Raw genomic sequence first — 24,243 nt, forward strand, 5'->3', positions numbered from 1 at the left:
TTAAGGGACGACTTGGAGGGCCTCGGCCATGGAACGTCTGACCCGCGTTCTGAGCGCCTTGACCCGCTGGGGGCTGGTTATCTGCGCCCTGTTGGCGGTGCTGGTGGCGCTGTATGTCAGCCTCGGTCGGCAACTGGTGCCTCTGGTCGCCGAATACCGTGCAGACGCCGAACTCAAGGCCGAACAGGCCTTGGGCATGCCCGTGCACGTCGGGGCGCTCGAAGGGCGCTGGAGCGGCTTGGCGCCGGTACTGCGTGTACGTGACCTGCAACTGGGCGAAGGCGCCTCGGCGCTGCGCCTGGACGACGTCAAGCTGGTACCTGACTTGTGGGCCAGTCTCAAGGCGCGTGAAGTGCGCCTGGCGCGGATCCAGCTCAGTGGCCTGCAATTGATCCTGCGTGAAAGCGAGCAGGGTGCCTGGGCCCTTGAAGGCCTGCCGCAGCAGGATGACGCAGCGCTTGATCCGGCTCAGGCGCTCAAGCGCCTGCGCCAACTTGGGCGGGTCGATGTCTTCGACAGCCAGGTCACCCTGCATCCCTGGCAACGCGACCCCCTGACCCTCACCTACGTCAGCCTCGGCGTGCAGGCGGGCGCCTCGCGCCAGAGCCTCGACTTGCGCGCCACACTGCCCGACGGCCAGCCCCTGGCCTTGAACCTGAACAGCCGGGCCACCGCCAAGACCTGGCGCGACGGACGTGTGCAAGCCTATCTCAGCCTGCCGCAAAGCGACTGGGCGCACTGGTTGCCGCCGCGATTGCTGGGCCAGTGGCAGGCCAGTGCCTTGCGTGCCGGTGGCGAGTTCTGGATCGACTGGAGTCATGGGCAACTGCAACGGGCCATGGTTCGTCTCAATGCCCCGCAGCTCAAAGGCTCCTATACCGGACGCAAGGCCATTACCGTGGACAACCTGGCGGTGTCGGCCTGGTTCCAGCGCCAGGACCAGGGCTTCGACGTCGTCGTCGACTCCCTGGCCATGAGCCTCGGCAAGGCTCGTTGGGAATCGCACCTGCAACTGGCGCAGCGTCCGGGCCAGAACCCGGCCGAGGAAAGCTGGCAGGTGCAGGCAGACCGCCTTGACCTGACCCCGCTGACGCCCTTGATCGACGCCCTGGCGCCATTGCCGGACAAGCTGATGACCGTGCTCGATGCGCTCAAGGTCACCGGCGCCCTGCGCAACGTGCGCCTGGACATCCGACCCAAGGCCGAGGGCGACCAACGGCTGCAGTTCGCCGCCAATCTGGAGAAGGTCGGCTTCGATGCCTATCACGGCGCGCCGGCGGCGGGCAATGTCACCGGGGCGATCAGCGGTGACCTTGGGCGCGGCGAGCTGCGCCTGGATACCCAGGCGTTCATGCTGCACCTGTACCCGATCTTCGGCAAACCCTGGCATTACCCGAAAGCCAATGCGCGGCTGACCTGGACTCTGGACAAAGAGGCTTTCACCCTGGTCGCCCCCTACATCAAGGTATTGGGCGACGAGGGCAAGATCGCGGCGGACTTCCTTATTCGCATCCACCTGCAGCCGGGCCACGAAGACTACATGGACCTGCGCGTCGGCCTTACCGAAGGCGACGGGCGCTACACCGCCAAGTACCTGCCCGAGGTGCTCAGCCCTGCCCTGGATGAATGGCTGCGCAGCGCCATCGTCAAGGGCAATGTCGACGAGGGCTATTTCCAGTACCAGGGGTCGTTGCATCACGACGCGCCGCCCCATGCCCGCGATATCAGCCTGTTCTTCAAGGTGCATGACGCCGCACTGGATTTCCAGCCAGGCTGGCCGCAGGTGCAGCAGGTCGATGGCAATGTGTATATCGAAGACACCGGTGTGCGCATCCTTGCCCATCATGGGCTGCTGCTGGACACCAAGGTCAGTGATGTCAGCGTCGACATTCCCCATGTCGAAGGCGACCAGCACAGCCACCTGATCCTCGACGGTGATTTCGACGGTAGCCTCGGCGATGGCTTGAAGATCCTCAAGGAAGCGCCCATCGGCACGGGGGAAATCTTCGCCGGTTGGGAAGGCGAGGGGCCGCTCAAGGGCAAGGTCAAGCTCGACGTACCCCTGGCCCACGGGCAGCGGCCCAAGGTGCTGGTGAACTTCGCGACCGCCGACGCTACCTTGAAAGTGGCGCCCCCGACCCTGGAACTGAGCCAGTTGAAGGGCGACTTCACTTTCGATCTCGACAAGGGTCTGAGCGGCAAGGACATCAGCCTGCGCGCCTTTGGCAAGCCGGTCAGTGCGCAGATCAGCGCCGAAGGGCAGGGTGGGCAGATCCAGACCCGGATCAATGCCAATGGCCAGATCGGCCTCAAGGCCCTGACCGACTGGTTGCAGTTCACGCAGCCGCTGCCTGCTTCGGGTGAGCTGCCGTATCAGCTGCAAGTGACACTGGGCAGCCGCGACAACCGCTTGACCGTCAATTCGTCGCTCAAGGGCCTGGCCATCGATCTGCCGGCGCCTTTTGGCAAGGCTGCCGCAGAGACCCGCGACAGCCGCTTCGGCCTGACCCTGCAGGGTCCGGAACGGCGCATCGATGGCAGCTACGCGGACCTGGCTCGCTTCGCTTATGCCGCGCCTGCCGACAAGCTGGCCCAAGGGCGTGGCGAGCTGTTGCTGGGCACGGGCGAGGCCAGTGTGCCGCCAGGCCAGGGCCTGCGGGTACGTGGCCGGCTGGAGACGCTGGACCTGGCCCCGTGGCAGCAACAGATGGAGCGCTTGGCCGGCAAGGATCCGGGCGGCAGTGCCCGGCAGAACCTGCAGAGTGTTGACCTCAGCATCGGCCAGCTCAAGGCGTTCGGCATGGACCTCAATCAGGCGGTGATCCGCCTGATGCGTGGTGGCCCGGCCTGGGACCTGCGCCTGGACAGCCAGGAAGTGATCGGCAATGCGCGCATTCCCGATGCCAAGGCCACACCCATGACCGTCCGCTTGCAGAGCCTGCGCCTGCCACCCGCCGACCCGAATGAGGCCCAGGCCGAGAACGCGCCGGATCCATTGGCCGGGTTTGACCCGCGCAAGGCGCCGCCGCTGGACCTGACCATCGACAAGCTGTACCGCGGCGACGACCTGTTCGGCAGCGCCACCCTGAAGCTGCGCCAGACGCCTCGCGGCATGGCCATGAGCGATATCGACCTGGACCTCAAAGGGCTGCATATCGACGGCAGCGGTGGCTGGGAAGGCGAGCCAGGCAGCACGTCCAGTTGGTACAAAGGCCGCGTGGACGGCAAGGACCTGGGCAATGTGCTCAAGGCCTGGGGTTTTGCCCCCACCGTCACCAGTCGCGACTTCCGCATGGACGTGGATGGCCGCTGGCCGGGCTCGCCGGCATGGGTCAGCCTCAACCGGTACTCCGGTAGCCTCGACGCGGCGCTGCGCAGTGGCCAGTTCGTCGAGGTCGAAGGCAGCGCCCAGGCCTTGCGGGTGTTCGGGCTGCTCAACTTCAACTCCATTGGCCGGCGCCTGCGCCTGGACTTCTCCGACCTGTTCAGCAAGGGCCTGGCCTACGATCGGGTCAAAGGCCTGTTGGTGGCCAGCGAAGGGGTCTACGTGACGCGGGAGCCGATCACCGTCACCGGCCCGTCGAGCAATTTCGAACTCGACGGCACCATGGACTTCGTCCGTGACCGGGTCGACGCCAAGCTGCTGGTGACGTTGCCGGTCACCAACAACCTGCCATTGGCCGCCTTGATTGTCGGCGCGCCGGCGGTCGGGGGCGCGCTGTTCCTCGTCGATCGCCTGATCGGTGACCGGGTGGCGCGCTTCGCCAGCGTGCACTATCGCGTCGAGGGTCCGGTCAAAGAGCCTAAAATCACCTTTGTGAAACCTTTCGACAAATAATCCCGGGGTGGTCATGACGTCAGCAGTGATCCAGATGGTCAGCCAGGACGATGTGCTGGCCAACCTGCAACGTGCCACGGCGCTGCTTGAGCAGGCCGCCGCCGGAGGCGCGCGCCTGGCGGTTCTGCCGGAAAACTTCGCTGCCATGGGCCGGCGCGATGCCGCCGCCATCGGCAGGGCAGAGGCGCTCGGCGAGGGGCCGATCCTGCCATGGTTGAAACGCACCGCCCGCGACCTCAGGTTATGGATAGTCGCAGGTACCCTGCCGCTGCCGCCGGTCGGCCAGCCGCAAGCCAAGGCCCACGCCTGCACGTTGCTGGTTGACGAGCGCGGCGAGATCGCCGCCCGCTACGACAAGCTGCACCTGTTCGATGTGGACGTGGCCGACAACCGTGGCCGCTATCGCGAGTCGGACGATTATGCCCACGGTAGCCGGGTGGTAGTGGCCGACACACCCGTGGGTCGCCTGGGCCTTTCGGTGTGCTATGACCTGCGCTTCCCCGAGCTTTACAGCGCCTTGCGCGCCGCCGGGGCCGAACTGATCAGCGCGCCGGCGGCGTTCACCGCGGTGACCGGCGCGGCGCACTGGGAAGTGCTGATTCGCGCACGGGCCATCGAGACCCAGTGCTATGTACTGGCGGCTGCCCAGGGCGGCCTGCATCCGGGGCCGCGGGAAACCCACGGCCAGGCGGCGATTGTCGACCCCTGGGGGCGGATCGTCGCGCAACAGGCGCGGGGCGAGGCGGTGTTGCTCGCCACGCGTGATATCGAAGAACAGGCGTCCATCCGGGCGCGCATGCCGGTAACTACGCACCGGCGCTTTTTCTCGCAGGACGCCTTGCGGCCTGCGCATACCTCGGAGTGACTATGAGCCAGATGTTATCCACCGTCAGTGAGCAGCTCCTGGCCCCAGGCGGGTTGACCCTCGACAGCCTGCAGACGGTGCTGGGCGAGTTGGCCGGCCCTGGCATCGATGCCGCCGACCTGTATTTCCAGGGCCAGATCTCGGAAACCTGGGCACTGGAGGACGGCATCGTCAAAGAAGGCAGCTTCAACCTCGACCAGGGCGTGGGCGTGCGTGCCCAGTCCGGCGAGAAGACCGGCTTTGCCTACAGCAATGCGATCAACCTCGAAGCCCTGACTTCGGCGGCGCGTGCCGCCCGCTCGATCTCCCGCGCCGGGCAGAACGGCACTGTGCAAGCCTTCCGCAGCCAGGACGTGACCGCCCTGTACGCGCCTGACAACCCCCTGGATGTACTGACCCGCGCCGAGAAGGTCGAGCTGCTCAAGCGCGTCGATGCCGCCACCCGTGCGCTTGATCCGCGCATCCAGCAGGTCAGCGTGAGCATGGCTGGGGTGTGGGAGCGCATCCTGGTGGCCGCCGCCGATGGCAGCCTGGCCGCCGACGTGCGTCCACTGGTGCGCTTCAACGTCAGCGTGATCGTCGAGCACAATGGCCGTCGCGAGCGCGGCGGGCAGGGTGGCGGCGGGCGCACCGACTATCGCTATTTCACTGAAGAGCGGGTGATGGGCTACGCCCGTGAGGCGCTGCGCCAGGCGCTGGTCAACCTCGAGGCGATTCCCGCCCCTGCCGGCACGCTGCCGGTGGTGCTCGGCCCGGGTTGGTCCGGCGTGTTGCTGCACGAGGCGGTCGGCCACGGCCTGGAAGGCGACTTCAACCGCAAGGGCAGCTCGGCGTTCAGCGGGCGCATTGGCGAAAAGGTGGCTTCGAGCCTGTGCACCATCGTCGACGACGGCACCCTTGAAGGCCGTCGCGGTTCGCTCAGCGTCGATGACGAAGGTACGCCGACCGAGTGCACCACGTTGATCGAGAACGGCATCCTGAAGGGCTACATGCAGGACAAGCTCAATGCCCGCCTGATGGGCATGGCGGTAACTGGCAACGGCCGGCGCGAATCCTACGCGCACCTGCCGATGCCGCGCATGACCAACACCTACATGCGCGCCGGCGACAGCGACCCGCAGGAAATCATCGCCTCGGTGAAGAAGGGCATCTACTGCGCCAACCTTGGCGGTGGCCAGGTGGACATCACCAGCGGCAAGTTCGTGTTCTCCACCAGCGAGGCCTACCTGATCGAGGACGGCAAGATCACCGCGCCGGTAAAGGGCGCGACCTTGATCGGCAATGGTCCGGAAGCGATGCGCGGTGTGTCGATGGTCGGCAACGACCTGGCGCTGGACAGCGGCGTGGGTACGTGCGGCAAGGATGGGCAGTCGGTGCCGGTGGGCGTTGGCCAGCCGACCCTGAAGCTGGATGCGATCACTGTCGGTGGTACAGGGGCTTGATCAATGATCGCGGGGCAAGTCGCACCGCTGCTCCCACAGATGCCTGCGAAGGCTGCGTGGGAGCGGCGGTGCGCCGATGCGACCTGTCCCGCGATGGCCTCAGCGCAAACCGCGCTGGGTTTCGTCGAGGTCGCGGATGTACTTGAACACTTTACGCGCAGCGGCAGGCGGCTTGTTCCGCGCCTTTTCATGCTGGGCATGACGGATCAGCGAACGCAGGTGCTGGCGATCGGTGTCGGGGAACTCGTTGACGAAGCGCTCGAGGTCTTCGTCGTTACCGTCGATCAGCCGATCGCGCCAGCGCTCGAGGCCGTGGAAACGCTCATTGTACTGGCGGCTGGAGCTGTCGATCTGCTCGAGCACGGCATGGATGGCGTCCAGGTCCTGCACACGCATCAGCTTGCCGACGAACGACATGTGGCGTTTGCGGGCGCCGTGGGCGGTGTGCTTGCTGGCCTCGTCCAGCGCCTTGCGCAGCTCGTCGGTCAGCGGCAGGCGGGCCAGGGTGTCGGCCTTGAGGGTGGTGAGGCGTTCACCGAGTTCGACCAGCGCATGCAGCTCGCGCTTGATCTGGGTTTTGCTTTTTTCGCCATCGAAGGCGTCGTCGTAAGAATCAACCATGGGGGCCGTCCGCAAGAAATCGCCGCCATGATAACCAGTCGGGGGCCGCTTGTCCGGCCCGGTCGTAGAATGACCCAAGCCGTACGCAGAATTTTCAGTGGAGAAAACCATGAGTGCAGTCCAGAGCGTAGGTCCCAAGGACCTGCCGGCGTTGCAGGAGCAGGTCGAGGCGATCGTCGCCGAGGCGCGCCGCCAGGGCGCCAGCGCCTGCGAAGTGGCGGTGTCGCTGGAGCAAGGCCTGTCCACCACGGTGCGCCAGCGCGAAGTCGAGACGGTCGAGTTCAATCGCGACCAGGGGTTCGGCATCACCCTTTACGTAGGCCAGCGCAAGGGTTCGGCCAGCACCTCGGCCAGCGGCCCTGAGGCGATCCGCGAGACGGTCGCAGCCGCGCTGGCAATCGCGAAACATACCTCCGAGGACACTTGCTCGGGGCTGGCCGATGCCGCGTTGATGGCCCGTGAGATCCCCGACCTGGACCTCTACCATGACTGGGACATCGAGCCTGAGAAAGCCATCGAGATGGCGCTGGCCTGCGAGGCGGCGGCGTTCGATGCCGACAAGCGCATCAGCAACGCCGACGGCACCACGCTCAATACCCATCAGGGGGTGCGGGTGTACGGCAACAGCCATGGCTTTGTCGGTGGCTACGCGTCCACCCGTCACAGCCTGAGTTGCGTGATGATCGCCGAAGCCGATGGGCAGATGCAGCGTGACTATTGGTACGACGTCAATCGCCAGGGCCAGTTACTGGCCGACCCGCGTAGCATCGGCCTGCGTGCCGCGCAGCGCGCGGCAAGCCGCCTGGGTGCCCGCCCGGTACCCACCTGCGAGGTGCCGGTGCTGTTCTCGGCCGAGCTTGCCGGCGGTCTGTTCGGCAGCTTCCTGTCGGCCATTTCCGGCGGCAACCTGTACCGCAAGTCGTCGTTCCTCGAGGGTACCCTTGGCCAGCGGCTGTTCCCCACCTGGCTGACCCTCGACGAGCGGCCACATATCCCGCGTGCGCTGGGCAGTGCAGCGTTCGATGGCGATGGCCTGGCCACCTACGCCAAGCCGTTCGTCGACAAAGGCGAGCTGGTGTCGTACATCCTGGGCACCTATTCGGGGCGCAAGCTTAGTTTGCCGAGCACCGCCAACTCAGGGGGTGTGCACAATCTGTTCGTCACCCATGGCGTCGAGGACCAGGCCGCACTGATCCGCCGCATGGGCCGTGGCCTGCTCGTCACCGAACTGATGGGGCATGGCCTGAACATGGTCACAGGTGACTATTCCCGTGGCGCGGCGGGCTTCTGGGTAGAGAACGGCGAGATCCAGTTCCCGGTCCAGGAGGTCACCATCGCCGGCAACATGAAGGACATGTTCCAGCAGATCGTCGCCATTGGCAGCGATATCGAGACGCGTAGCAATATCCACAGCGGCTCGGTGCTGATCGAGCGCATGACGGTGGCTGGCAGCTGATCGACGCACTGTGGGGAGAGGGCGTGGAAGCGGGCTTGCCCCGCGATAATCTCACGTGCAATCGCGGGGCAAGCCCGCTCCCACGCTGCCGCGCTCACGTCTCGTAAAGGACCCGGCCATCGCGCCGGGTTCATTTTGCCTATCGTCTAGCTTGAACTGATTCTATTTATCACTTAATAATGAATATCATTATCCAGTAACCCGGCGATGATGTTCATGAAAACCGTCCTCCACGAACTGCCCTACCTGGAAAACTGGCGCTGGCTCAGCCGGCGCATCCGTTGCGCGCTGGAACCCGACGAGCCACGCCTGATCGAGCACTATCTCGCCGAAGGCCGCTATCTGGTGTGCTGCACCGAGACCTCGCCGTGGACGGTGGCCTTGACCGCCTTGCGTCTGCTGCTCGATACCGCCAACGATCGCATGTTGCCCTGGCACTGGCGCTGCCTGTGCCTGGACCAGGCCTGGCGCCCGCTGCTCGACCTGCGCAATCTCGACCGCCTCGAACAGAACCAGCGTTGGCAGCCCTACGCGATGCAGCTCGCCAATTGCGTGCTGCTGCCGTCGATTTCTCCCGAAGAACTGATGCAAGGACTTGAAGATGAGTGATACCCGTATCGAGCGCGACAGCATGGGTGAACTGCAGGTGCCGGCCCAGGCCCTGTACGGTGCCCAGACCCAGCGCGCGGTCGACAACTTCCCGGTCAGCGGCAAGCCGATGCCGGCCCAGTTCATCCGTGCCTTGCTGCTGGCCAAAGCCGCTGCGGCCAAGGCCAACGTCGAGCTGGAACAGCTCAGCGCAGGGCAGGGCGCGGCCATCGTCAAGGCGGTGGAACAGCTGCTGGCCGAGGATTTCATCCAGCACTTCCCGGTGGACGTGTTCCAGACCGGCTCCGGCACCAGCTCGAACATGAACGCCAACGAGGTCATCGCGACCTTGGCCAGCCATGTGCTGGGCGAGCCGGTCAATGCCAACGACCATGTCAACTGTGGCCAGAGCAGCAACGACATCATCCCCACCACCATTCACGTCAGCGCCGCCCTGGCCCTGCACGAACAGCTGCTGCCGGCCTTGCGTCACCTCACCCAGGTGATCGAGGCCAAGGCAGTTGAAGTGCACAAGCACGTGAAGACTGGCCGCACCCATTTGATGGACGCGATGCCGGTCCGCATGAGCCAGGTGCTCGGTGGCTGGGCCGCCCAGATCAAGGGGGCCCAGGCGCATATCGAGGCCACGTTGCCGAGCCTGCAAGCGCTGGCCCAGGGCGGCACGGCCGTGGGTACCGGAATCAATGCTCACCCGCAGTTCGCCGCAGGCTTTGCCCGCCAGTTGAGCGGCCTGACCCAGGTCAAGTTCACGCCCGGCGAGAACCTGTTCGCCCTGATCGGCTCCCAGGACACCGCTGTGGCGCTGTCCGGCCAGCTCAAGACGGCTGCAGTGGCGCTGATGAAGATCGCCAACGACCTGCGCTGGATGAACTCCGGCCCGCTCGCCGGCCTTGGTGAAATCGAGCTGCAGGGCCTGCAGCCAGGCTCTTCGATCATGCCGGGCAAGGTCAATCCGGTGATCCCGGAGGCCACTGCCATGGTCGCCGCCCAGGTGATCGGCAACGACGCGACCATCGCCGTGGCTGGCCAGTCGGGCAACTTCGAGCTCAACGTGATGTTGCCGGTAATCGCCCGCAACCTGCTGGAGAGCATCGAGCTGATGGCCAACGTCAGCCGTTTGCTGGCCGACAAGGCGATTGCCAGCTTCAAGGTCAACGAGGCCAAGCTCAAGGAGGCGCTGTCGCGCAACCCGATCCTGGTCACCGCGTTGAATCCGATCATCGGCTACCTGAAGGCCGCCGAGATCGCCAAGACCGCCTACAAGCAAGGGCGTCCGATCATCGATGTGGCGCTGGAGCATACCGACCTGTCGCGTGACCAGCTCGAAGCGCTGCTGGACCCGGAAAAACTTACCGCTGGCGGCATCTGAATCGGGCCGCCCAGGAGGCACGTCATGCAGCATTGGAAACGCACCGCCCAAGATGCAAACCGCCTGTTCGAGCAGGGCGAGCTGGTCGACGCCCGGGAACACTACCTGCAAGCACTGGCCTTGGCCCAGGTGCTGTTCGAGCGCTGGCATGACGTCGACGAGGCGGTGGCCGCACTGGTCATCGCCCACCACAACCTGGCCGACCTGCACCTGCGCCTGAACCAGCCGCACGAAAGCGCCGACTACCTGTGCGCGGCGCACCAGCGGCTGCTCCAGGCCAGCCAGGATCCGCGCCTGCCCCAGGCCCTGCGCGATGCCGCCTTGCGCCACAGCGGGCGCACCTACACCGAGTTGCTGAGCTTCATCGCCGAATACGGCCAATACCCGCGAACCGAGCGCCTGCTCAGCCGACAGGCGCCGGTGGCCAGCGAGCTGGTCGCCCATACGGACATCACTGACCGCACACCTGCCTATGGAATCCACTGACATGCCGCATACCTTGCCTGCGTTGCCCTATGCCTACGATGCGCTGGAACCGCACATCGACACCCAGACCATGGAGATCCACCACAGCAAGCATCACCAGACTTACATCAACAACCTCAACGCCGCCATCGAGGGCACCGAGTGGGCCGAATGGCCGGTGGAGCGGCTGGTGGGCGCAGTCAAGCAACTGCCCGAGAAACTGCAAGGGGCGGTGGTCAATCAGGGCGGCGGGCATGCCAACCACACGTTGTTCTGGACCGTCATGTCGCCCAAGGGCGGTGGCCAACCCGAGGGTCAGGTAGCCAAGGCCATTGACGAGCAGCTTGGTGGTTTCGAGGCGTTCAAGGAGGCCTTCACCAAGGCCGCGCTGACCCGGTTCGGCAGTGGCTGGGCCTGGCTCAGCGTGACCCCGCAGAAAACGTTGGTGGTGGAGAGCAGCGGTAACCAGGACAGCCCGCTGATGCACGGCAACACGCCGATCCTCGGCCTGGATGTCTGGGAGCACGCCTATTACCTGAAGTACCAGAACCGCCGTCCTGAGTACATTGGCGCCTTCTACAACGTGGTCGACTGGACCGAAGTGGAACGCCGCTACCTTGATGCCCTGAAGTGAGTCTGACCGGTATGCGCTCCGAGGTGATGTCTGTCAGCAGTGTGCGCCTGTTCCGCCTGGCGCTTGGGACCGTGCTGTTGCTCGTCGGCACCGCATTGCTGGTGTCGCGTGGCATCGCCTGGTTGGACCTGGAACCGCGCATGTTGCGAGCCCTGGAGGGCGGTGCATTGTGCGCATTGGGGACGGCCTTGGGCGCGGTGCCGGTGCTGGTAATCCGCAACATGCCAGTGGCCGTGGCCGACACCTTGCTCGGTTTTGGTGCTGGGGTGATGTTGGCGGCCACCGCGTTCTCGCTGATCATTCCCGGTCTGGATGCGGCCCAGGCCATCGGCTTCAGCCCATGGGGCGCCGGTGGTGTGATCAGCAGCGGCCTGTTGTTCGGCGCGTTGTGCCTGTTCCTGGTCGATCTCAAGGTCTCCGGCGCTTCGCCCGAGGCCCTGGTCGGCAGTGAGCAACAACCGGTTATCGCCGCGCGGATCTGGCTGTTCGTCATTGCCATCATTGCCCACAACATCCCTGAAGGCATGGCTATCGGGGTTTCCGCCGGTGGTGGGATGCCTGATGCCGATAGCCTGGCCATGGGCATCGCGCTGCAGGATGTGCCGGAGGGCCTGGTGATCGCGCTGGTGCTGGCAGGGGCGGGCATGCCGCGCTTCAAGGCGTTCCTGATCGGTGCGGCATCGGGGCTGGTCGAGCCGCTGGCCGCGGTGATCTGCGCCTGGCTGGTGAACATCGCCGAACTGTTGCTGCCGCTAGGCCTGGCCTGTGCGGCGGGGGCGATGCTGCTGGTGGTGACCCAGGAGATCATTCCGGAGTCACGCAGCAACGGGCATCACCGCCTGGCGAGCCTGGGTTTGTGTGTCGGGTTCTGTCTGATGATGGTGATGGATACTGCGATGTCCTGAGCAACCACACCTCCTGTCAGGAGGTGTACGCAGTTGCTGCCCGGTTTCACTCGCCTTCGTCGAAGAAGTTCTCGATCAACGCGACCAACGCTTCCATGGCGTCGTTGTCCTGCTCGCCCTCGGTGTTCAGGTGCACCTGGGTACCCTTGCCGGCGGCGAGCATCATCACCGCCATGATGCTCTTGCCGTCCACCAGCTTGTCCGGTGCGCGCCCGACCCGTACCTGGCAGGGGAAGCGCCCGGCCACGCCGACGAACTTGGCGGCCGCCCGCGCATGCAGGCCCAGCTTGTTGATGATGGTGATTTCGCGGGCGGGCATCGTGGGGCGGGTCCTGTGGCTAGAGGTCGCGGTGGCGGACCTGGACGTTTTTCAGGGATTGCTGGAGCAGTTGGCCAAGCCGTTCGGTAATGTACACCGAGCGGTGGTGGCCGCCGGTACAGCCGATGGCGATGGTGACATAGGCACGGTTGCTGGCGGCGAAGCGCGGCAACCATTTGAGCAGGTAGCTGGAAATGTCCTGGAACATCTCCTCGACGTCCGGCTGCGCGGCCAGGTAGTCGATCACCGGCTGTTCGAGGCCGGAATGTTCGCGAAGTTCCGGTTTCCAGTACGGATTGGGCAGGCAGCGCACATCGAACACCAGGTCGGCGTCCACCGGCATGCCACGCTTGAAACCGAATGACTCGACGAGAAACGCGGTGCCGGGCTCGGGCTGGTTGAGCAGGCGCAGCTTGATCGAGTCACGCAACTGGTACAGGTTCAGGTTGGTGGTGTCGATCTTCAGGTCGGCAAGGTCGGCAATCGGCCCCAGCAGCTCGCTCTCCACCCGAATTGCCTCAGCCAGCGAACGGCTGTCGTTGGTCAGCGGGTGGCGGCGGCGGGTTTCCGAGAAACGCTTGAGCAGCGTGTCTTCGTCGGCATCCAGATACAGCACGTCACACTGGATATGCCGGGAACGTGCCTCCTCCAGCAGCTGCGGGAAGCGCGAAAGATGGCTGGGCAGGTTGCGTGCATCGATCGAGACCGCAACCTTGGGCTGCAGCAGCTCCGTATTGATCAAGGCGTTTTCGGCCAGCTGCGGCAACAGCCCGGCGGGCAGGTTGTCGATGCAGTAGTAGCCGTTGTCTTCCAGCACGTCGAGGGCGGTGCTCTTACCGGAGCCGGAGCGACCGCTGACGATGATCAGGCGCATGTTCAGTGCTCGTTCTGTACGTCCAGGACGACCTGGTAGAGGGTCTCGCTGCTGTCGGCGGCACGCAGGCGATCGCGGACCTCCTTGCGATCGAGCATGCTGGCGATCTGGCGCAGCAGTTCAAGGTGGGCGTCGGTGGCGGCTTCCGGGACCAGCAGGACAAACAGCAGGTCGACCGGGGCGCCATCGATGGCATCGTAATCGATGGGGGCGTCCAAGTGTAGCAGGGCGCTGACAGGCGCGCTGCAACCTGCCAGGCGGCAGTGGGGAATGGCGATGCCATTGCCAAAACCGGTGGAGCCCAGTTTTTCGCGAGCCCACAGGCTGTCGAAGACGTCTTGCATCTCCAGCTCGGGTACTTGCTCGGCGATCAGGTTGGCGACCTTTTCCAGGGCGCGCTTCTTACTGCCGCCCGGCACGTTCACGAGGGAACGGCCGGGGGTCAGGATGGTTTCAAGTCGGATCATGGATGAGGGGGATCAGCGGGCGGCTGCGCCTTGCAGCAGGCTTTGCTGTTTTTCCTTGTGTTTTTTCAGTTGGCGGTCGAGCTTGTCGGCCAGGGCATCGATGGCTGCATACATGTCTTGGTGTTCGGCGTTGGCAACCACCTCACCGCCGGGAATCTGGAGCGTGGCTTCGATCTTCTGCTGAAGCTTCTCGACTTTCATGATCACCGTCACGTTGGTGATCTTGTCGAAATGACCCTCCACCCGGGCGAGCTTCTCGAGCACGTAATCGCGCAGTGGTTGGGTGACTTCTACATGCTGTCCACTGATGTTGACTTGCATACAGCTTCTCCTTTGTTGCCCGTGCATAAAGAGGCAGGTGTTGCACCTGCCACTGAAACGCTGTGGCACATCCGGGGGCTACATCAGCCGCTTGCGCTCGCTCGAAGGGGCGATCCCCAATGACTCGCGATACTTGGCGACGGTGCGACGGGCTACCTGGATGCCTTGTGCCTCCAGTAAACCAGCGATCTTGCTGTCACTCAATGGCTTTTTCTGATTTTCCGCAGCCACCAGTTTCTTGATGATCGCGCGGATTGCCGTGGACGAGCATTCGCCGCCTTCGGCGGTGCTCACGTGGCTCGAGAAAAAGTATTTCAGTTCGTAGATGCCGCGCGGGGTGTGCATGTATTTCTGCGTGGTCACCCGGGAAATGGTCGATTCGTGCATGCCCACCGCCTCGGCGATGTCATGCAGGACCAGCGGCTTCATGGCCTCGTCGCCATGGTCGAGGAAGCCACGCTGGTGTTCGACGATCTGCGTCGCTACCTTCATCAGCGTTTCGTTGCGGCTCTGCAGGCTCTTGATGAACCAGCGCGCTTCCTGCAACTGGTTGCGCATGAAGGTGTTGTCGGCGCTGGTGTCGGCACGACGGACGAAACCGGCGTACTGCGGATTGACGCGCAGCTTCGGCACTGCCTCCTGGTTGAGCTCGACCAGCCAGCGCTCGCTGTCCTTGCGCACGATGACGTCGGGCACGACGTACTCGGGTTCACTGGATTCGATCTGCGAGCCTGGGCGCGGGTTGAGGCTCTGCACCAGTTCGATGATCTGGCGCAGCTCGTCTTCCTTGAGCTTCATGCGGCGCATCAGCTGGCTGTAGTCGCGGCTGCCGAGCAGGTCGATGAAGTCGGTGACCAGGCGCTGCGCCTCGTTCATCCAGGGTGTCGAGGCCGGCAGCTGGCGCAGTTGCAGCAGGAGGCATTCGCCGAGGGTGCGGGCGCCGATGCCGGCCGGCTCGAACTGCTGGATGCGGTGCAGAACCGCCTCGACCTCGTCCAGCTCGATATCCAGCTCTGGGTCGAAGCCTGCGCAGATTTCTTCGAGGGTGTCTTCCAGGTAGCCCTGGGCGTTGATGCTGTCGATCAGGGTGACGGCGATCAGGCGGTCGGTGTCGGACATCGGTGCCAGGTTGAGCTGCCACAGCAGGTGGCCTTGCAGGCTCTCGCCCACCGATGTGCGAGTGGTGAAGTCCCATTCGTCGTCATCGTTGCTCGGCAGGCTGCTGGCGCTGGTCTGGTAGATGTCTTCCCAGGCGGTGTCGACCGGCAATTCGTTGGGGATCCGCTCGGCCCACTCGCCGTCCTCGAGGTTTTCCGTGGTGCTGCTGGAGGTTTCCTGGAAACTGTTGTCCTGGGCTTCGGCGACCGGCTTGTTCTCGGCGTTGTCCGCCATGGGGTCGCTGTTGTCGAAGTCCTCGCCGTCTTCCTGACGTTCGAGCATCGGGTTGGACTCCAGCGCTTCCTGGATTTCCTGCTGGAGGTCCAGGGTGGAGAGCTGAAGCAGGCGGATGGCCTGTTGCAACTGAGGTGTCATCGTCAGTTGCTGGCCCATTTTTAGGACGAGCGATGGTTTCATGGCTGGGGCTTAATACCTTGTTGCCGGCGCGCATGCGCCATCCACTACACGTAGGGCGCTTGGGCGCCGACTTTAAGCAAGTTATATGCCTGAAATTGTAGCGTTTGCCTAGAGCACTGTAACAACTTAAGCCCCGATCAGGCGCATTCGCCAGTGCTCCGGGCAGGCCTGCGGTCAGAGTCGGAACTCGTGCCCCAGGTAAACTTCCTTGACCAACTGGTTGGCCAGGATGGTCTCGGCATCGCCTTCGGCGATCAGTTGGCCATCGTTGACGATGTAGGCTGTCTCGCAGATGTCCAGGGTCTCGCGAACGTTGTGGTCGGTGATCAGTACGCCGATGCCCTTGTTCTTGAGGTGGTGGATGATCTGCTTGATGTCGCCGACGGAAATCGGGTCGACACCGGCGAACGGCTCGTCCAGCAGGATGAACTTGGGTGCGGTGGCCAGGGCGCGGGCGATCTCGACCCGGCGACGTTCGCCACCGGACAGGCTCATGCCCAGGTTGTCGCGGATGTGGCTGATGTGGAATTCCTGCAGCAGGCTTTCCAGTTCCTTGCGCCGGCCTTCGCGGTCGAGGTCCTTGCGGGTCTCGAGGATGGCCATGATGTTGTCGGCCACCGACAGCTTGCGGAAGATCGAGGCTTCCTGCGGCAGGTAGCCGATACCGGCCTGGGCACGCCCGTGCATCGGCTGGTGGCTGACGTCGAGGCTATCGATCAGTACACGACCCTGGTCGGCCTGGACCAGGCCGACGATCATGTAGAAACAAGTGGTCTTGCCGGCGCCGTTGGGGCCGAGCAGGCCGACGATCTGGCCGCTGTCGATGGACAGGCTGACGTCGCGCACGACTTGCCTGCCCTTGTAGCTCTTGGCCAGGTGCTGGGCTTTGAGGGTTGCCATTTACTCGGCCTTTTTCTTCGGTTGAATGACCATGTCGATACGCTGACGCGGTGCAGTCACGTTGCCACCGCGCCCGGCGGTAGCCACCTGGGTCTTGGTGTTGTAGACGATCTTCTCGCCTTCGGTGGTGTTGCCTTCGTTCTCGACCTTGGCGCGGTCGGTGAGGATCACCACGTCTTTCTGCGCCTGGTACTGGATGGTCACGGCCCAGCCTTTCATCTTGTCGGGCTTGGCGGCGCTCTGCTGCTGCTCGAAGTAGGCCAGGTTGCCCACCGAGGTGACCACGTCGATATCGCCGTTGGCGGCGCGGGTCATGGTCACGGTGTTGCCTTTGATCATCATCGAGCCCTGAGTGATGATCACATCGCCTGTGTAGGTGGCGACGCCTTGCTTGTCGTCCAGGTGGGCGTTGTCCGCCTGGATGCGGATCGGCTGGTCACGGTCGTTCGGCAGGGCGAAGGCGCTCGCGCTTCCCAGTGCTACGCCCAGGCTGAGCAGAAGGGGGATGGTTTTAACGAGCCTCATACTGTCCTCTTACGTTAGAGAGCAGGTCCATCCTGCCTTCTTTCAAATACGCTTTCATTCCTTTGCCCGTAGTCGTGCCACCGGCGCCGTCGATTCTAACGGCTTGCTCGGTCTGCGCATATTGCTTCTGCGGGAACACGGTCATGCGTGTGCTGGTGATGATGGTTTCGCGTTGCTTTTCGTCGGTGCGCGCCACGCGCACCTCGTCGATCAGCTCCACCTCGGTGCCGTCCGGGTTGACCTCGGCGCGCTTGCTCTGCACATGCCAGGGGTACTCGGTGCCCCGGTACATGTGCAGGTCGGGCGTGGTCACCAGGGTGACCTCGCTGGCCTTGAGGTGCTCGACCTTGGCGGCGGTCATTTCGTACTGCAGCTTGCCGTCGGGCAGGAACTGCAGGCTGTGGGCATTGATCGCGTAGTAATCGATGGCGCTTTGGTCGACCTGGGCCTGGGGCTGCTCGAGGAAGCTTTCCGGGCTGATGTTCCAATAGCCTACCGCAACCAGCACGGCGGCGATCCCGCCTAGCAGCGCGACATTTCTGATCTTCTTGCTGAGCATGGGCAGCCTTACAGGTAATGGGCGTTGGCAGCGTCCAGGGTACCCTGGGCCTGCATGATCAGTTCACAGAACTCGCGGGCGGCGCCTTCGCCGCCGCGGGCCTGGGTAACGCCGTGGGCGTGCTGGCGAACGAAGGCCGCGGCATTGTGCACCGCCATGCCCAGGCCGACGCGGCGGATCACCGGCAGGTCGGGCAGATCGTCGCCGAGGTAGGCGACCTGCTCATAGCTTAGATTGAGTTCGGCGAGCAGGCCGTCCAGCACCACCAGTTTGTCCTCGCGGCCCTGGAACAGGTGCGGGATGCCGAGGTTCTTCGCCCGGCGTTCGACCACCGGGGTCTTGCGCCCGCTGATGATCGCGGTGGTCACGCCCGAGGCCATGAGCATCTTGATGCCGTGGCCGTCGAGGGTGTTGAAGGTCTTGAACTCGCTGCCGTCCTCGAGGAAGTACAGGCGGCCATCGGTGAGCACGCCGTCAACGTCGAACACCGCCAGCTTGATGGCCTTGGCGCGTTGGATCAGGTCCTGGTTCATTTACATCACTCCGGCGCGCAGCAGGTCGTGCATGTTCAGGGCGCCGGTCGGGCGGTCGTCCTGGTCGACAACCACCAGCGCGCTGATCTTGTGGTCTTCCATGATTTTCAGTGCCTCGGCGGCGAGCATCTCGGCGCGGGCGGTCTTGCCGTGCACGGTCATGACTTCGTCGATGAGCGTCTTGTGCACGTCGATGTTGCGGTCCAGGCTGCGGCGCAGGTCACCGTCGGTGAAGACTCCGGCCAGCTTGCCGTCGTTACCCAACACCACGGTCATGCCCAAGCCTTTGCGAGACATTTCAAGCAGCGCGTCCTTGAGCAGGGTGCCGCTCTTTACCACGGGCAGCTCTTCGCCGGCATGCATGACGTTCTCGACTTTCAGCAGCAGGCGACGGCCCAGCGCGCCGCCCGGGTGGGAGAAGGCGAAATCTTCGGCGGTGAAGCCGCGAGCCTCCAACAGGGCAATGGCCAGGGCGTCGCCCAGTGCCAGCGCCGCGGTGGTGGAGGAGGTCGGTGCCAGGTTGAGCGGGCAGGCTTCCTGGGCGACGCTGGCGTCGAGGTTGACCTCGGCGGCCTGGGCCAGGGGCGAGTCGGGCTTGCCGGTGAGGCTGATCATCTGGATGCCCAGGCGCTTGATCAAAGGCAGCAGGGTGACGATCTCGGCGGTGCTGCCGGAGTTGGACAGGGCAAGAATGACATCGTCACGGGTGATCATGCCCATGTCGCCATGGCTGGCCTCGGCCGGGTGCACGAAGAACGCCGGGGTGCCGGTGCTGGCCAGGGTGGCGGCGATCTTGTTGCCGATGTGCCCCGACTTGCCCATGCCGACCACTACGACCCGTCCCTTGCTGGCCAGGATCAGTTCGCAGGCCTTGACGAAGTCCCCGTCGATGCGGGCCAGCAGTGCCTCCACGGCCTCGAGTTCGAGGCGCAGGGTGCGCTGGGCGGATTGGATCAGCTCGCTGGATTGGGTCATGTCGAAACGCAATGCCTGATGAAAAGGCGGCGATTATAGCCGCAATGTGTGAAAGGCTCATCCTTCGAATGTCATATGAATGCCGCGCCTGCCTGTCTGTGCCCTGAACGAGTGGGGTGACGGCCTTGGGGCGGGCCTATCAGCGGTGCTATAGTTCGCCGCTATTCGGCCCGCCGGGGACCTGTGTGCCTTCAAGATGAAGGCAGGCGTCCACTATGACGAGGCTGCACTAGCAAGGAGTCTAGATGAGTGTGGATAGCGCCTACGCGGTCGAGTTGAAGGGCGTCACCTTCAAGCGCGGTTCGCGCAGCATTTTCAGCAACGTGGACATACGCATTCCCCGCGGCAAGGTCACCGGCATCATGGGGCCTTCGGGGTGCGGTAAGACCACCTTGCTGCGCCTGATGGGCGCACAGTTGCGCCCGGCTGGCGGCGAAGTCTGGGTCAATGGGCAGAACCTGCCCGCGCTGTCGCGGGGCGACCTGTTCGATGCGCGCAAGCAGATGGGCGTGCTGTTCCAGAGCGGCGCGCTGTTCACCGACCTGGATGTGTTCGAGAACGTGGCCTTCCCGCTGCGGGTGCATACGCAGCTGTCGGACGAGATGATCCGCGACATCGTGCTGATGAAGCTGCAGGCCGTGGGCCTGCGCGGCGCCATCGACCTGATGCCCGACGAGTTGTCCGGCGGCATGAAGCGCCGCGTGGCACTGGCCCGGGCGATCGCCCTCGACCCGCAGATCCTCATGTACGACGAACCGTTCGTCGGCCAGGACCCGATCGCCATGGGCGTGCTGGTGCGTCTGATCCGCCTGCTCAACGATGCCCTGGGCATCACCAGCATCGTGGTGTCCCATGACCTTGCGGAAACCGCGAGCATTGCCGACTACATCTATGTGGTCGGTGATGGCCAGGTGCTGGGGCAGGGCACGCCGGACGAACTGATGGGCTCGGACAACCCGCGCATCCGCCAGTTCATGAAAGGCGACCCGGATGGCCCGGTACCTTTCCACTTCCCTGCGCCTGACTACCGCGCCGATCTGCTGGGGACGCGATGATGCGCAGAAAATCCTTACTCGAACGTATCCGTCTGTTCGGCCGTTCGGCCATCGATGTACTGGCCGTACTGGGACGCTCGTGCCTGTTTCTCGGCAATTCGCTGGGCGGGCGCAGTGGTATCGGCGGCGGTTTCCAGCTGCTGGTCAAGCAACTGTATTCGGTGGGCGTGCTGTCGCTGGCGATCATCGTCGTGTCCGGCGTGTTCATCGGCATGGTGCTGGCCCTGCAGGGCTACAGCATCCTTAACAAATACGGCTCGGAACAGGCGGTGGGGCAGATGGTCGCCCTGACCTTGCTGCGCGAGCTGGGGCCGGTGGTCACCGCGTTGCTGTTCGCTGGCCGCGCGGGTTCCGCGCTGACCGCCGAAATTGGCAACATGAAATCCACCGAGCAGCTGTCGAGCCTGGAAATGATCGGTGTCGACCCGCTCAAGTACATCGTGGCGCCACGCCTGTGGGCCGGCTTCATTTCGCTGCCGCTGCTGGCGCTGATCTTCAGCGTGGTGGGCATCTGGGGCGGCTCGTGGGTCGCCGTGGACTGGCTGGGCGTCTACGAAGGCTCGTTCTGGGGCAACATGCAGAACAGTGTCTCGTTCAGCGACGACGTGCTCAACGGGCTGATAAAGAGCCTGGTGTTCGCCTTCGTCGTCACCTGGATCGCCGTATTCCAGGGGTACGACTGTGAGCCCACTTCAGAAGGGATCAGCCGTGCCACCACCAAGACCGTGGTCTATGCCTCGTTGGCAGTCCTGGGTCTGGACTTTATTCTGACCGCCTTGATGTTTGGAGATTTCTGATGCAAAACCGCACCCTGGAAATCGGTGTCGGCCTGTTCCTCCTGGCCGGGATCCTGGCGCTGCTGCTGCTGGCCCTGCGTGTCAGCGGGCTGTCGGCCAGCCCGAGCAGCGACACCTATAAAGTTTATGCGTACTTCGACAATATCGCCGGTTTGACGGTCAGAGCTAAAGTGACCATGGCTGGTGTGACCATCGGCAAGGTCACCGCCATCGATCTGGACCGCGATTCGTACACCGGTCGGGTCACGCTGCAGCTGGACAAGCACGTCGACAACCTGCCGACCGACTCCACTGCCTCGATCCTGACCGCCGGCCTGCTGGGCGAGAAGTACATCGGCATCAGCGTGGGTGGCGAGGACGTGGTTCTCAAGGATGGCAGCACCATCCACGACACCCAGTCGGCGCTGGTGCTGGAAGATCTGATCGGCAAGTTCCTGCTCAACTCGGTGGGCAAGGAACCGAAAGAAGCTCAACCGGCTAATTAAGGAGTTTCCATGATTTCGATCCTGCGACGTGGCCTGCTGGTTCTGCTGGCGGCCTTTCCCCTGCTGGCCCTGGCGGCGCCGGGGCAGTCTGCCCGTGATGTGATCCAGGGCACCACCACCCAGTTGCTCAGCGACCTGAAGAGCAACAAGGAGCAGTACAAGGCCGACCCCAATGCGTTCTACAACGCGCTCAACGCCAACCTTGGCCCGGTGGTCGATGCCGACGGCATCTCCAAGAGCATCATGACGGTCAAGTATTCGCGCAAGGCCTCGCCCGAGCAGATGCAGCGCTTCCAGGAGAACTTCAAGCGCAGCCTGATGCAGTTCTATGGCAACGCACTGCTGGAGTACAACAACCAGGGCATCACTGTCGATCCGGCCAAGGCCGAGGGTGACGATCGCACCAGCGTCGGCATGAAGATCACCGGCACCAACGGCGCGGTCTATCCGGTGCAGTACACCATGGTCAAGCTGGACGGCGAGTGGAAGGTGCGTAACGTCATCGTCAACGGCATCAACATCGGCAAGCTGTTCCGCGACCAGTTCCAGGATGCCATGCAGCGTAACGGCAACAACCTGGACAAGACCATCGACGGTTGGGCGGGTGAAGTGGCCAAGGCCAAGGAAACAGCCGACAGCTCGCCGGATAAGGAAGTCAAATGAGCGACGCCGCCGTGAGCATGGCCGCACCGGGCGTTATCGCCCTGGCCGGCGTGCTGGATTACCGCAGCGGCCCGGCCCTGCGCAAACAGGGCAAGGCGTTGATCGCCGCCAGTGGCGAGGCACGCCTGGTGTTCGATTGCACTGCGGTGGTCAAATCGAGCAGCGTCGGCTTGTCGTTGCTGCTGGGGTTCATGCGCGATGCCCAGGCGGCTGGAAAAACCTGGGAGTTGCGCGGTATCCCCGAGAACATGCAGGAAATTGCCGGGGTCTATGACCTCGATGAGGTATTGGCGGGCTGATGCCCTGCCGTTCGGGAAGGGCCCCTCGGTCAGTGCGCCCCGTCATGGGCTTCGCAGGCGAGGGGCTTTTTTGTATGATGGCCGACCCGCGCGCGTTGGGCGCCGATCGAGGTTGAGCATGCAGGCCGTAGAAGTTAAAAGCTTTCTGGAAGAGAAATTGCCGGGAACCCAGGTCGAAGTTGAAGGCGAAGGCTGCAACTTCCAGTTGAACGTGATCAGCGACGAGCTGGCCGGCCAGAGCCCGGTCAAGCGTCAGCAGGCGATCTATGCTCACCTCAATCCATGGATCGCCAACGGCAGCATTCACGCGGTAACCATGAAATTCTTCAGCAGCGCAGCCTGGGCTGAGCGCACCTGAGCCTACTTGGCGGCGAGATACGTATGGACAAACTGATTATCACTGGTGGCGCGCGTCTCGATGGCGAGATCCGCATTTCCGGCGCAAAGAACTCCGCCCTGCCGATCCTTTCGGCTACCCTGCTGTGCGATGGCCCGGTCACGGTCGGCAACCTGCCGCACCTGCACGACATCACCACCATGATCGAGCTGTTCGGGCGCATGGGCATCGAGCCCGTGATCGACGAAAAGCTCTCGGTGGAGATCGACCCGCGTACCATCAAGACCCTGGTCGCTCCCTACGAGCTGGTCAAGACCATGCGCGCCTCGATCCTGGTGCTCGGCCCCATGGTAGCCCGCTTCGGTGAGGCCGAGGTGGCCCTGCCGGGTGGCTGCGCCATCGGTTCGCGCCCGGTCGACCTGCACATCCGCGGCCTCGAGGCCATGGGCGCGAAGATCGACGTCGAAGGCGGCTACATTAAGGCCAAGGCTCCCGAAGGCGGCCTGCGCGGCGCGCATTTCTTCTTCGACACCGTCAGCGTCACCGGCACCGAGAACATCATGATGGCCGCCGCCCTGGCCAAGGGCCGCAGCGTGCTGCAGAACGCCGCCCGTGAGCCGGAGGTGGTCGACCTGGCCAACTTCCTGATCGCCATGGGAGCGAAGATCCAGGGCGCCGGTACCGACACCATCACCATCGATGGCGTCGAGCGCCTGCACTCGGCCAACTACCGTGTCATGCCCGACCGTATCGAGACCGGCACCTACCTGGTCGCCGCCGCCGTGACCGGTGGCCGCGTCAAGGTCAAGGATACCGACCCGACCATCCTCGAAGCTGTCCTCGAGAAGCTCAAGGAAGCCGGCGCCGACATCACCACCGGCGAAGACTGGATCGAGCTGAACATGCACGGCAAGCGTCCGAAGGCGGTGAACCTGCGTACTGCTCCGTACCCGGCGTTCCCGACCGACATGCAGGCGCAGTTCATCTCGCTCAATGCCATCGCCGAAGGCACTGGCGCTGTGATCGAGACCATCTTCGAAAACCGCTTCATGCACGTGTATGAAATGCACCGCATGGGTGCGCAGATCCAGGTCGAGGGCAACACTGCCATCGTCACTGGCGTCAAGGCGCTCAAAGGTGCGCCGGTAATGGCCACCGACCTGCGTGCTTCCGCCAGCCTGGTGCTGTCGGCACTGGTCGCCGAAGGCGACACCCTGATCGATCGCATCTACCACATCGACCGTGGCTACGAGTGCATCGAGGAGAAACTGCAGATGCTGGGCGCGAAAATCCGTCGCGTACCGGGCTAGCAGTCATTAGGGCGCAGGGACGCGCCAGCCGAATCCTATGCGGTC

Annotated in this window: 27 protein-coding genes; 16 read left to right on the forward strand and 11 right to left on the reverse strand. The window is 64.0% G+C overall.

Annotated elements, in window-relative coordinates; all coding sequences use genetic code 11:
* Nucleotides 1-28: 28 nt before the first annotated feature.
* From ABZO33_RS10260 to tldD, 3 genes are read left to right on the forward strand one after another with little or no spacing between them, the layout of a single operon-like run.
* A complete protein-coding gene (locus ABZO33_RS10260) occupies nt 29-3,838 on the forward strand; it encodes a YhdP family protein (protein ID WP_414535944.1) in 3,810 nt (1,269 codons plus the stop codon).
* Between the two features lie 13 nt (nt 3,839-3,851).
* Entirely contained in the window at nt 3,852-4,703 is an 852-nt protein-coding gene (locus ABZO33_RS10265) for a carbon-nitrogen hydrolase family protein (RefSeq protein ID WP_414535945.1), read from the forward strand.
* 2 nt (nt 4,704-4,705) lie between these two features.
* The gene (tldD, locus tag ABZO33_RS10270) at nt 4,706-6,145 is read left to right on the forward strand and encodes a metalloprotease TldD (protein WP_414535946.1); all 1,440 of its coding nucleotides are present in this window, start codon (nt 4,706-4,708) and stop codon (nt 6,143-6,145) included.
* Nucleotides 6,146-6,244: 99 nt separating this feature from the next.
* Here tldD and yjgA read toward each other — a convergent pair whose 3' ends face one another.
* On the reverse strand, nt 6,245-6,766 hold the full coding sequence (gene yjgA, locus ABZO33_RS10275; protein WP_023632090.1) for a ribosome biogenesis factor YjgA: 522 nt from the start codon (nt 6,764-6,766) through the stop codon (nt 6,245-6,247).
* Between the two features lie 109 nt (nt 6,767-6,875).
* Between yjgA and pmbA the strand changes: the two genes are divergently transcribed.
* The 6 genes from pmbA to ABZO33_RS10305 all read left to right on the forward strand — a co-directional run bounded on the left by pmbA (nt 6,876) and on the right by ABZO33_RS10305 (nt 12,204).
* Nucleotides 6,876-8,222, forward strand: coding sequence for a metalloprotease PmbA (pmbA, locus tag ABZO33_RS10280; protein WP_414535947.1), 1,347 nt, complete (start codon nt 6,876-6,878; stop codon nt 8,220-8,222).
* A gap of 207 nt (nt 8,223-8,429) precedes the next feature.
* On the forward strand, nt 8,430-8,831 hold the full coding sequence (locus ABZO33_RS10285; RefSeq protein WP_046856974.1) for a hypothetical protein: 402 nt from the start codon (nt 8,430-8,432) through the stop codon (nt 8,829-8,831).
* On the forward strand, nt 8,824-10,200 hold the full coding sequence (locus tag ABZO33_RS10290; RefSeq protein ID WP_414535948.1) for a class II fumarate hydratase: 1,377 nt from the start codon (nt 8,824-8,826) through the stop codon (nt 10,198-10,200). Before ABZO33_RS10285 ends, ABZO33_RS10290 begins: the two co-directional genes overlap by 8 nt.
* A 24-nt stretch (nt 10,201-10,224) precedes the next feature.
* Nucleotides 10,225-10,686, forward strand: coding sequence for a hypothetical protein (locus ABZO33_RS10295; protein WP_414535949.1), 462 nt, complete (start codon nt 10,225-10,227; stop codon nt 10,684-10,686).
* A 1-nt stretch (nt 10,687) separates the two neighbouring features.
* Entirely contained in the window at nt 10,688-11,299 is a 612-nt protein-coding gene (locus ABZO33_RS10300) for a superoxide dismutase (RefSeq protein ID WP_414535950.1), read from the forward strand.
* A gap of 11 nt (nt 11,300-11,310) precedes the next feature.
* Nucleotides 11,311-12,204: a ZIP family metal transporter gene (locus tag ABZO33_RS10305; protein ID WP_046857899.1), complete on the forward strand. Its 894-nt coding sequence runs from the start codon at nt 11,311-11,313 to the stop codon at nt 12,202-12,204.
* A 46-nt stretch (nt 12,205-12,250) separates the two neighbouring features.
* On the opposite strand, the gene ABZO33_RS10310 is transcribed toward ABZO33_RS10305, so the two are convergent.
* The 10 genes from ABZO33_RS10310 to ABZO33_RS10355 all read right to left on the reverse strand — a co-directional run bounded on the left by ABZO33_RS10310 (nt 12,251) and on the right by ABZO33_RS10355 (nt 19,252).
* The gene (locus ABZO33_RS10310; RefSeq protein WP_414535951.1) at nt 12,251-12,523 is read right to left on the reverse strand and encodes an HPr family phosphocarrier protein; all 273 of its coding nucleotides are present in this window, start codon (nt 12,521-12,523) and stop codon (nt 12,251-12,253) included.
* Between the two features lie 19 nt (nt 12,524-12,542).
* On the reverse strand, nt 12,543-13,397 hold the full coding sequence (gene rapZ / locus ABZO33_RS10315) for an RNase adapter RapZ (RefSeq protein WP_023629088.1): 855 nt from the start codon (nt 13,395-13,397) through the stop codon (nt 12,543-12,545).
* Between the two features lie 2 nt (nt 13,398-13,399).
* Nucleotides 13,400-13,864: a PTS IIA-like nitrogen regulatory protein PtsN gene (gene ptsN, locus ABZO33_RS10320; protein WP_046856969.1), complete on the reverse strand. Its 465-nt coding sequence runs from the start codon at nt 13,862-13,864 to the stop codon at nt 13,400-13,402.
* A 12-nt stretch (nt 13,865-13,876) separates the two neighbouring features.
* On the reverse strand, nt 13,877-14,185 hold the full coding sequence (hpf, locus tag ABZO33_RS10325) for a ribosome hibernation-promoting factor, HPF/YfiA family (RefSeq protein ID WP_023629086.1): 309 nt from the start codon (nt 14,183-14,185) through the stop codon (nt 13,877-13,879).
* Nucleotides 14,186-14,263: 78 nt separating this feature from the next.
* Nucleotides 14,264-15,760 (reverse strand): RNA polymerase factor sigma-54, encoded by a 1,497-nt coding sequence (locus ABZO33_RS10330; RefSeq protein ID WP_414535952.1) that lies wholly within the window; start codon nt 15,758-15,760, stop codon nt 14,264-14,266.
* 174 nt (nt 15,761-15,934) lie between these two features.
* Nucleotides 15,935-16,660, reverse strand: coding sequence for an LPS export ABC transporter ATP-binding protein (gene lptB, locus ABZO33_RS10335; protein ID WP_023629084.1), 726 nt, complete (start codon nt 16,658-16,660; stop codon nt 15,935-15,937).
* Nucleotides 16,661-17,185, reverse strand: a complete 525-nt coding sequence (gene lptA, locus ABZO33_RS10340) for a lipopolysaccharide transport periplasmic protein LptA (protein WP_023629083.1) — start codon at nt 17,183-17,185, stop codon at nt 16,661-16,663. It abuts the gene before it with no gap.
* Complete coding sequence (gene lptC, locus ABZO33_RS10345; protein ID WP_046856968.1) at nt 17,172-17,744, reverse strand: LPS export ABC transporter periplasmic protein LptC; 573 nt, start codon at nt 17,742-17,744, stop codon at nt 17,172-17,174. Before lptC ends, lptA begins: the two co-directional genes overlap by 14 nt.
* Nucleotides 17,745-17,752: 8 nt before the next feature.
* The gene (locus tag ABZO33_RS10350) at nt 17,753-18,277 is read right to left on the reverse strand and encodes a KdsC family phosphatase (RefSeq protein ID WP_414535953.1); all 525 of its coding nucleotides are present in this window, start codon (nt 18,275-18,277) and stop codon (nt 17,753-17,755) included.
* Nucleotides 18,278-19,252 (reverse strand): KpsF/GutQ family sugar-phosphate isomerase, encoded by a 975-nt coding sequence (locus ABZO33_RS10355; RefSeq protein ID WP_217868486.1) that lies wholly within the window; start codon nt 19,250-19,252, stop codon nt 18,278-18,280.
* A gap of 245 nt (nt 19,253-19,497) precedes the next feature.
* Between ABZO33_RS10355 and ABZO33_RS10360 the strand changes: the two genes are divergently transcribed.
* The 7 genes from ABZO33_RS10360 (at nt 19,498) to murA (ending at nt 24,198) form a co-directional block, all read left to right on the forward strand.
* A complete protein-coding gene (locus ABZO33_RS10360) occupies nt 19,498-20,307 on the forward strand; it encodes an ATP-binding cassette domain-containing protein (protein WP_023630420.1) in 810 nt (269 codons plus the stop codon).
* Nucleotides 20,307-21,104: a lipid asymmetry maintenance ABC transporter permease subunit MlaE gene (gene mlaE, locus ABZO33_RS10365; RefSeq protein WP_414535954.1), complete on the forward strand. Its 798-nt coding sequence runs from the start codon at nt 20,307-20,309 to the stop codon at nt 21,102-21,104. Before ABZO33_RS10360 ends, mlaE begins: the two co-directional genes overlap by 1 nt.
* Nucleotides 21,104-21,589: an outer membrane lipid asymmetry maintenance protein MlaD gene (gene mlaD / locus ABZO33_RS10370; RefSeq protein ID WP_023630422.1), complete on the forward strand. Its 486-nt coding sequence runs from the start codon at nt 21,104-21,106 to the stop codon at nt 21,587-21,589. Before mlaE ends, mlaD begins: the two co-directional genes overlap by 1 nt.
* A gap of 9 nt (nt 21,590-21,598) precedes the next feature.
* Nucleotides 21,599-22,252, forward strand: coding sequence for a phospholipid-binding protein MlaC (locus ABZO33_RS10375; protein WP_046856965.1), 654 nt, complete (start codon nt 21,599-21,601; stop codon nt 22,250-22,252).
* Nucleotides 22,249-22,551, forward strand: coding sequence for a lipid asymmetry maintenance protein MlaB (locus tag ABZO33_RS10380; protein ID WP_414535955.1), 303 nt, complete (start codon nt 22,249-22,251; stop codon nt 22,549-22,551). The genes ABZO33_RS10375 and ABZO33_RS10380 overlap by 4 nt, the downstream gene beginning before the upstream one ends.
* A gap of 118 nt (nt 22,552-22,669) precedes the next feature.
* Nucleotides 22,670-22,909: a BolA family protein gene (locus ABZO33_RS10385; protein WP_023630425.1), complete on the forward strand. Its 240-nt coding sequence runs from the start codon at nt 22,670-22,672 to the stop codon at nt 22,907-22,909.
* Between the two features lie 23 nt (nt 22,910-22,932).
* On the forward strand, nt 22,933-24,198 hold the full coding sequence (gene murA / locus ABZO33_RS10390) for a UDP-N-acetylglucosamine 1-carboxyvinyltransferase (protein ID WP_414535956.1): 1,266 nt from the start codon (nt 22,933-22,935) through the stop codon (nt 24,196-24,198).
* Nucleotides 24,199-24,243 lie beyond the last annotated feature (45 nt).

Origin of the sequence: Pseudomonas sp. CAM1A, from assembly GCF_047501685.1 — a bacterium.
GTDB lineage: Bacteria > Pseudomonadota > Gammaproteobacteria > Pseudomonadales > Pseudomonadaceae > Aquipseudomonas.